Annotated in this window: 7 protein-coding genes and 1 pseudogene; 2 read left to right on the top strand and 6 right to left on the bottom strand. The window is 64.1% G+C overall.

Annotation, left to right across the window (positions count from 1 at the left end; genetic code table 11):
* Positions 1–127: 127 nt before the first annotated feature.
* Together GTW51_RS22950 and GTW51_RS22945 are read left to right on the top strand one after the other, a co-directional pair.
* Positions 128–328 (top strand): annotated as a pseudogene (locus GTW51_RS22950) (TrbI/VirB10 family protein); the annotation flags it as partial.
* A gap of 3 nt (positions 329–331) precedes the next feature.
* Positions 332–592, top strand: a complete 261-nt coding sequence (locus tag GTW51_RS22945) for a DUF2274 domain-containing protein (protein ID WP_163046345.1) — start codon at positions 332–334, stop codon at positions 590–592.
* Here the strand turns inward: GTW51_RS22945 and GTW51_RS22940 are convergent.
* From GTW51_RS22940 to GTW51_RS22915, 6 genes are all read right to left on the bottom strand, one after another.
* On the bottom strand, positions 501–1,454 hold the full coding sequence (locus GTW51_RS22940; RefSeq protein WP_343034099.1) for a LysR family transcriptional regulator: 954 nt from the start codon (positions 1,452–1,454) through the stop codon (positions 501–503). The genes GTW51_RS22945 and GTW51_RS22940 overlap by 92 nt on opposite strands.
* Before the next feature lie 139 nt (positions 1,455–1,593).
* A complete protein-coding gene (locus tag GTW51_RS22935) occupies positions 1,594–1,827 on the bottom strand; it encodes a hypothetical protein (RefSeq protein ID WP_163046344.1) in 234 nt (77 codons plus the stop codon).
* Between the two features lie 24 nt (positions 1,828–1,851).
* Positions 1,852–2,715, bottom strand: coding sequence for a DUF6671 family protein (locus GTW51_RS22930; RefSeq protein ID WP_163046343.1), 864 nt, complete (start codon positions 2,713–2,715; stop codon positions 1,852–1,854).
* 2 nt (positions 2,716–2,717) lie between these two features.
* Complete coding sequence (gene cysD / locus GTW51_RS22925) at positions 2,718–3,623, bottom strand: sulfate adenylyltransferase subunit CysD (protein ID WP_163046342.1); 906 nt, start codon at positions 3,621–3,623, stop codon at positions 2,718–2,720.
* Complete coding sequence (locus GTW51_RS22920; protein ID WP_163046346.1) at positions 3,620–6,130, bottom strand: YbcC family protein; 2,511 nt, start codon at positions 6,128–6,130, stop codon at positions 3,620–3,622. The genes cysD and GTW51_RS22920 overlap by 4 nt, the downstream gene beginning before the upstream one ends.
* A gap of 44 nt (positions 6,131–6,174) precedes the next feature.
* A complete protein-coding gene (locus GTW51_RS22915; protein WP_163046341.1) occupies positions 6,175–7,809 on the bottom strand; it encodes an NADH-quinone oxidoreductase subunit L in 1,635 nt (544 codons plus the stop codon).
* Between the last annotated feature and the right edge of the window lie 273 nt (positions 7,810–8,082).

The following is an 8,082-nucleotide window of genomic DNA, read 5'->3' as shown; positions in this document are numbered from 1 at the left end:
CTGGATCGAGGATTATTGCGAGGTCCACCCGCACTCAGGATTAAAGTTCCGCTCGCCGCGCGAGTTCATCAGGCTCAGTGCCTAAACCCAACCGCCGCTTGTCCGGCGAAATGGGGTGCACTCCAGGGTCGGCGCCGAACTCGCTACGAACGACGACAATCGTCTGATCCAGGTGATCCGCAATGGTGGGCAGGACACGATCAACGACGCCGGCCAGCAGATCGTCCGCCGCCAGCTCAACATCGCACCCACGCTGACTATCCGGCCGGGATTCCCGGTGCGCGTGATCGTCACACGGGACTTGGTGCTCGAACCCTACGGAGGCTAGGCGATGGGCAAGCTAAAGCTCGGACCGCTCGAAGACGACAAGCCAGTGAAGATTGCGGTGGAGCTACCCGCCGCGCTTCACCGCGATCTGCTCGCCTATGCGCAGATCCTGGGCCGCGAAAGCGGGCAAGCCGTCGAGCCCGCCAAGCTGGTCGCACCAATGATTCAGCGCTTTATGGCGACGGATCGAGGCTTCGCGAAGATGCGCCACGCGCCCCGTTCCCGTTCGCAACCGGCGGGCAACGCTCCTCCAAAAGGCGAATGAAATTACGGAGCGCCGGATTCTCGTTGCCGTCCCGCCAATAGGCGCGATATCCGATCCGCGTCGAGCCGTTGGCGTCGCGGGCCTCGCGATAGACGACGCCGGCATAGCTGGTTCCCATACACGCCTCGCACATCAGGCTGACGCCTCGGCCAGCGCCGACCAAGTTTCTGATGTTCTCCGGGCTGACATCGTGCCGAACGACGTCGGGCATCTCGCCGGGCGACGAGAGCTTGGCGACGAGGATGTCCTGGATCTCCGGACCGGGATCGCGCCCGCTCAGCAAAAAGCGTTCTCGTTTCAGGTCGGTCCAGTAGATGATCTCTTTCGCGGCGAGCGGATGATCCTCGGGCAGCGCGACGATGATCCCCTCGCTCCACAACATCATGGATCGATTGCAACCCGATACTGGCTCTCCGGTGACGATCGCGATGTCGAGCGTGTCGTTCTGAATCCCGTCGAGTAGCCGCATTCGCGACCCTTCGACCATGCTGATTTCGACCTCGGGAAAGCGATGGCCATACTCGACCAGATTTGCCCGGAGATTGCCTGACGACAGGGAGGTGTAAAAGCCGATCGTCAGATAGCCGGCGTCGCCGCGTCCCACCGCCTTCACTCCGTCAATGACAATCTGCAAGTCATCAAGAATTCGCCGAACCCCATTGACAAAGTCGCGACCGGCCGGAGTCGGTGTCACCCCGCCATTCGTCCTTTCAAACAACGCGATACCGAGTTGCTCCTCCAGATGCCTCACTCTCCGGCTGAGATTGGACTGCTTGACAGAAAGCGAGTCCGCCGCCTTGCGGAAGCTTTCCGATCGCTCGGCCGCTTCCGCGTAGCGCAGATGTTTAATTTCGATAGACACGAGCGGGATCGTTTCGTTGCCACAACGCAACACAGCTGGCAAACTCGGCGTGTGCCTCGTCCTTCGGCGACCTGAAGGGGTGATCGAAAATAACTATACTCATTGCGTACTTTCTCCTGTGCGACTGTACCATCGGCATTCAGGAAGGTGGACTTGGCGATTGGCGTAGCTGCTCATCTATTATGGCTTGAGACTTTCTTCTCAAAAGGAGACCCAAAATCTCCAAGTCGTTCAAGAGATGCACGGGATCGCGGTCCGCCGCAGACTTCAGCGCATCCTTCAGCCAATCGCTCATGCCGGGGTGAGCCAACACCCATGCGATCTGCCTTTCGTCTTCCGATACGGCGTCAGCTGGAGATGACGAGGCGATCATTTCACCCTCCGCCGGCTTTTGCGGTCACGGGTTGCACTCCTCGCACTGCCCGGGGTCCGCAGTCGTAGGCTTCACCGCATGCTCGACCCGGTATCCGCATCCCTCACACGCGTAGACTTCGGATTTCAGCGCGAGCGTCGGGCCCCCGCACCATGAACAGGGCAGCCCGAACAACCGTTGGGTGATCGCAAAACCAGGTCTCGCGCAGTCGGGACAGAAGCTGCGAAACCGACGGACAAGGTCCAGCGTCGCGCGTTTGATAGTCCGCATCCGGGTGGGATTGCGATGGGCGCGCATGTCGGTTTCGACGAACGCGGCGCCGCAGTTCGCGATCACGGTCTCAACCGCCCTTTGCAAGTCGGTCCAATCGCCAATGTCCTTGATCAGCGCGCGCCCGGGCGCCGGCTGCTGATCGGCGCAGCCGATGACAATCACCCCATGTCCGGGAAAGCCCACGCGCTCAGCGAACGCGTTCGCGCCGTTCAGGTCCGCAACGACGGCGTGGCTGAAATTCGTCTCCATGCCGGCATGGTGGCCGATCAGTTCGAGACCGCTGACGCAGTCCTTCAGCACGACGATTTCGCGGGCGAGTGGGACGAACGGAATCTGCGGATGCGGTCCGAAGCTGCCTTCGCTCGCGACCGCGACGCGGGCGCCTGGAGAGATCTCGAACGCCGCGACGATCTTGGCCCTGGCGGCATCGAGCTGCGAGCCGCTCCGGTCAATGTCACGGCTGAAGGTGCCGAACCGATCGGTATCGATTCCCGGCGTCACCTGGACCCGCAACCCGAGGGCGCGTTGCAACAACGGTGCTATGACCCGCTCCTTGCCGTGCATGGTCGCGAGCACCGCGTCATCATCATCGTATGGTCGCGAGACGCTCGCCATGGTCAGAAATAACCCTCGCGCTTCTTCTGCTCGAGCGACCCGCCGTCCTCGCCGTCGCTGATCCGGCCCTGGCGCTCAGAACCTGTTGCCGCGAGCGTCTCGCGGACGACCGCCACAAGATCGGTAGCGCCCGACTCGATAGCCCCCGTCACTGGCCAGCAGCCGAGGGTGCGGAAGCGCACTGTCCTGATCTCGGGTCGCTCGCCGGGCAGCAGGCGCATCCGCGTTTCATCGTCGACGACGATCAGGCCGCCGCCGCGCTCGACCACAGGCCGGGGCGCCGCCAAATAGAGCGGCGCGAGGGCGATGTCTTTGGTGAGCGCATAGGCCCAGATATCGGTTTCGGTCCAGTTCGATAGTGGAAACACGCGCGCCGACTGACCCTTGCTGAGCCGGGTATTGTAGAGGTGCCAGAGTTCGGGCCGTTGCTGTTTGGGATCCCAGACGTGGCCGGCGTTGCGAACTGAAAAGACCCGCTCTTTCGCGCGCGATTTCTCCTCGTCGCGCCTCGCGCCGCCGAAGATGATGTCGTAACCGCCGGCATCGAGTGCGGCCTTGAGCGGCTCGGTGCGCATTTCCCACGTGTAGCGATCACCATGGTCGAACGGATTCAGACCGGCCGCGCGTCCGTCCTCGTTGGCATGGACGATCAGCTCGAAGCCGTGCTCGCGGGCGAAGCCATCGCGGAACTCGAGCAGGGATTGAAACTCCCAGGTAGAGTCGATGTGGAGCAGCGGAAACGGCGGCTTGCCAGGGAAGAAGGCGCGCAACGCCAGATGCGCCAGCACCGTGGAGTCCTTTCCCGCCGAGAACAGCATCACCGGCTTGCTGGCCCCGGCGACCGCTTCGCGCAGGATATGAATCGACTCCGACTCGAGGCGCGCGAGGTGCGAGAGCCTGGCCGTCATGCGGCGTACTCCCAGGATAGATCGCCGCGATAGCGCCGGACCTTGCCATCGTCGTCGAGGCGGAACAGATGGACCCAGCCATTGTCGACGAGCTGGCGCACACCCGCTTGCGAGGCGATGGTGCTGTTCAAGGCCTCTTCGGGCGCTTCGATGAAGACATTGAGCCGCAGCGGTTCATGTACGAACCGCGCGCCGTCATGGACGGCCTGCCAGGGCAGCCCGACCTTGAGGTCGCCGGCATTGCCCTCGAGCACGCCGAGCTGGCCGACGACATTGTGCAGCACCTTGTTGCCGCTGCCGAAGGCGCGGTTGTTCACCGTCGAGCCGTAATATTGCAGGTTGATCCAGCTGGCGACGACCATGGGCGCGGTCATGATCAGCTCGAGCACGCCGAAGTCGGCATCCTTGCGCCAGTCATAGTCGTGCAGGAAGGCACGGCCGCCGAGGTGGAGGCCCCGGGTGCGCTCACGCGGCGCGGCGATGAAGGCGGCGTTGCCGGCAAGTCCCCATTCGGGGCGCACCTGCGCCCAGTCTCGGCTGCGAGCCTTCACCGCGCCATGAATGTTCTCGCCTTTGCCGATGCCGAGCAACAAGGCCCGTTCGGCACGTGCGAGCGAAGACGCCTTGGCCAGTTCTCCGCGGACACGAGCCAGATCGGGCGCGTGCGACGCCGGCAGCTGATCGGCGCCAAAGATGCGGACCTCGTCGGTCGTCGTGTCGTGCAGGCAACCGAGGAACCAGGTGTCGTCGGGAATGACGATGCCGAGGCCGGCCAACCCCACCCGAACGTGTCGGTCGTTGAGGATGGCCGCCGCGACACGGGCATTGGCCTCACCGGTGTGACCGCCACACGCTCCGCAATCCAGACCCGAGGCATGCGGATTGTTGACCGTAGTGCTGCCGTGACCGGTCAAGAGAACCAGCCGCGCGAAGTTCTCGGTCAGCGACATCGCCCGGAGCACCGCTTCCGCCATCGCGATCCGCTGCTGGGCGTCGAAACCCGTTTCACGGCCATCGACCGGACGCGGTTCGAGGCGCGGTCCGATCCGACCGATGACTTGGCGGTCGAGGCCGTCGGTGTTCGGGTCGCTGACGGTGCGGGTTAGCCCTGCGGTGTCGCCGATCAGTTTACCGGCGAACAGCAGGCCCGCCGTCTCGACATAGGTGAACGAGGAGACGGCGGAGAGCTTGAACGCCTTCCACGCCTTGGCGGCGCGCCGCCGCAAAAGCCGCAGGTCGAGAATCCGGTTCGCTTCAGCGTCCGAAGCTCCCGCCACTTCCTCGCAGACGATGAAGGCGGGCTTCAAAAGGACCGGGCATTGCGCCCCGCCTGTCGTACGGCCGATAGGGACATATTCGATGGGGAAGCCGAAGAAACCGGCAAAGCCGATCGTCTCGACATCGCGCGACACCGTCTCCAGAGCCCGCCGAAAAACCTCGGAGCGCACGTCGATGCAAAACGCTGCCTGCACCGCCCGGCGGCCGATTGAACCAACCTTGGGTCCGGTGAAGTGCCCGGTAAGCCGTTCGAGCAGCCCGCGGCGATAGGCAGCCTCATAGGCTTCTTGCAGGATCAGATCGACCACCAGTTCAGGGTCGTCGCCGAGACGCTCATCCTCCGGCAATGCTGCGGCATCCACCATCGCCTGGGCCCAGGCGGCGGTGAAGGCAGGATCCGTGCGCTCGAGGAACAGGGCATAACCCCACACCAGCCGGATCGCCAAAAGCTCGACCAGCGTGTCGTCCTCGCGCCCATGGAGCGCATTGTCCCAGACGCGGTAACGGACGTAGCCCGCCCAGCCACCGATGTCGCTCAGAGCGCGGTACAGATAGTCCTCGACGGCGCGATCGGGGATACCGAGCGCCTCAACGACAGCGGCGATCGCCAAGCGCGCATCGTCGGGCATCGCGGCGACGGCCGAACGAAACCCCCTGATCCCCATCGTCTCGGGATTGCGGTCATGGCGCATCGTAGCGCGCCAGGCGGCATAGGGCGGCAGCCGGCGCGACGGCAGTCGCCAGGCCGACTGACCCTGGTCGAAATAGGCGGCGCACCATTTGGATATTTCGTCGATCATGAAAGCGGTGCGCGACGCCTGCCGATCGCCTTGGGCGAGGCGATCGAGCACTTCGGCGATGGTGGCGACAACGGCGCGCGGCCGATGACCGGCGACCGGCTCGCGCAGGGCCGCCGCGCGCAGCTGCTCCATATCGATCGCGGATGAGGAATGATGCGATACCGCCGCCAACGCGGCGTCGAGATCACGATTCTCGATCACGCCGTCGATCAGGCCCTGACGGTAAAAGGTGCGCGGCATCAGCATGTTGATGCCGGCGACACGGCGCAACGTCGCGGTGGTGGCGGCAAAACTCTGGTCGCTGAACCCGAGAAAGGGATTGACCGCGACGAAGTGCTTGAGCGGCCAGAGCGGCGCGATCTTGCCGCAGGCCCCCGTGATCGCGGCCTCGATGGCGTGGAATGGAGCGCCGTTCACGGTGTGCTTCATTGCCAGATCGGCGTCTGGATCAGTTTCGAAGGCGACGGCGATGCTCATGGGTTGGCTCCGGTGACAGGGGCGATCGACGTGGTCGCCATGGGTCGGGCGGGCGGTGGGCTGGGCCACAGCCGCAGCACCAGTCGATTGGCGAGGGTGTTGACGTAGAGGCCGTTCGACAGGTGGACGTAGAGCGCCTGCCAGCGCGGCTCACTGGCCTTGCCCGGCAGCAGGCTCTGCAGGATGGTGACCGCGGCGAAGGTCAGCACCACCATCGCCGTGATAACGAGATCGAAGGGCCCGCGCAGCGCCTGCACCGGCGGCAAAGCGCCCGCGAGCAGATGCTCTGCGGCGAGTTGCAGCCCGAAATAGGCGCCTGCAACGATCACGGCGAGGGCGACGGTGCGGCCCACGACATAGAGGCTGAGCCGTTGGTCAAACGCCTGGGTGACCAGATGGGCGAGCCCCAGCATCACGATCGCGCCGAGCGCGAACACGCCGGGCTGCGCCGTGATCGTTGCGCCGAACAGCGTACCGATCACGAGGGCGACCGCCAGCACCAGGCCGACCACCATCGCCATCCGCGCCGGGTGAGGCGCCCCACCCGGGCTCGGCGACCACGAGGCGCGGGCGAGGTCGATGACACTGCCCGACGACAGGAAGGCGTGCGCCTTGTAAAGCGAATGGGCGACGATGTGCAGCAAGGCGGCCGAGAACGCGCCGAGCCCGCATTGCAGCATCATGAAGCCCATCTGGGCGATCGTTGAATAGGCCAGCGATACCTTGATGCTGGTCTGGGTGAGCATCACCACCGAGCCGAACAGCGCGGTTAGCCCACCGACGATCACCAGCACCTCCAGCGACGGCGTGGATAGCGAGATCACGCCGGCGAAGCGCAGCACCAGGAAGCCGCCGGCGTTGATGACGCCGGCATGGAGCAGCGCCGAGACCGGCGTCGGCGTCTCCATCACTTCGGTCAGCCAACCGTGCAGCGGGAACTGGGCCGACTTGAGCAGCGCGGCGGCGACCAGCAGCCCGGCGACCGCATGGATCGCGCCGGGTAGGACGCCCGTGGCGCGCATCGCCTCTGCGCCGCTGAATAGTGCGGCATAGTCGAGACTGCCGAAGGTCTGGTGGAGCAGCCCCATCGCTCCAAGGAGGCAGAGATCGCCGAGGCGGCTTGCCAGGAACTTCTTCCGCGCAGCGAGCACGGCCGATGGACGCTCAGGATAGAAGAGGAGGAGTTTGCTGAGCCCGACGCTCGTCGCGATCCACGCCAGCGCGAACTGGAACAGGTTTCCCGAGATGATCAGCAGCAGTACGGCGGCCAGCGTGAAGCAAAGCCATTTCATGAAACGACCCTGGCCGGGATCGCCGTCGAGATAGTTGCGGCTGTAGCGAATGACGATAACGCCGACAAAAGCGACCAGCACGAACATGATCGCCGTCAGCGCGTCGAAATAGAGGCCGAGACCTATGCCGCCCAGCCCGAAAGTGCCCGTGTGCACCGGCCCCAGCGCGAAGAAGCCGCCGGCGCCCGCTACCGCGAGACCAAGCGCCGCCGAGCCAGCCGCCAAGGCGCAAACGCTCACCAGGTGTGGCGCTCGATTGGCGACGGCGCTCGGCGTCAGGCCGACGCCCGCCAGCAGGAGCGGTCCGAGAGCGAGAAGCCAAAGCAAAGAACCAGACATGGTCGACTCCAGATGAAAGGACCATCTGGATATCCCATCGGATATGTTCGATAAAATACAAAGATTGAAACGAGTTGTTCGTTTTCATAAAAGTTCAGGAACTGACGACATTCGCTGCATGCTGCAAATGCCTTCTCCAATTGCCCTGACCTGCCACTGAGTTTTTCCTCCACCTGGAGTTAGAGTCCGGCCTCGATTGAAGGACGGACAGATGAAGCGGAAGCGGTTCACGGACGAGCAGATCATTGCGGTTCTGCGGGAGCACGAGACGGG

The sequence above is a fragment of the Aurantimonas aggregata genome (assembly GCF_010500835.1).
In the GTDB taxonomy this organism is placed as follows: Bacteria; Pseudomonadota; Alphaproteobacteria; order Rhizobiales; family Rhizobiaceae; genus Aurantimonas; species Aurantimonas aggregata.
This window is presented reverse-complemented; position numbering and strand designations above follow the sequence as displayed.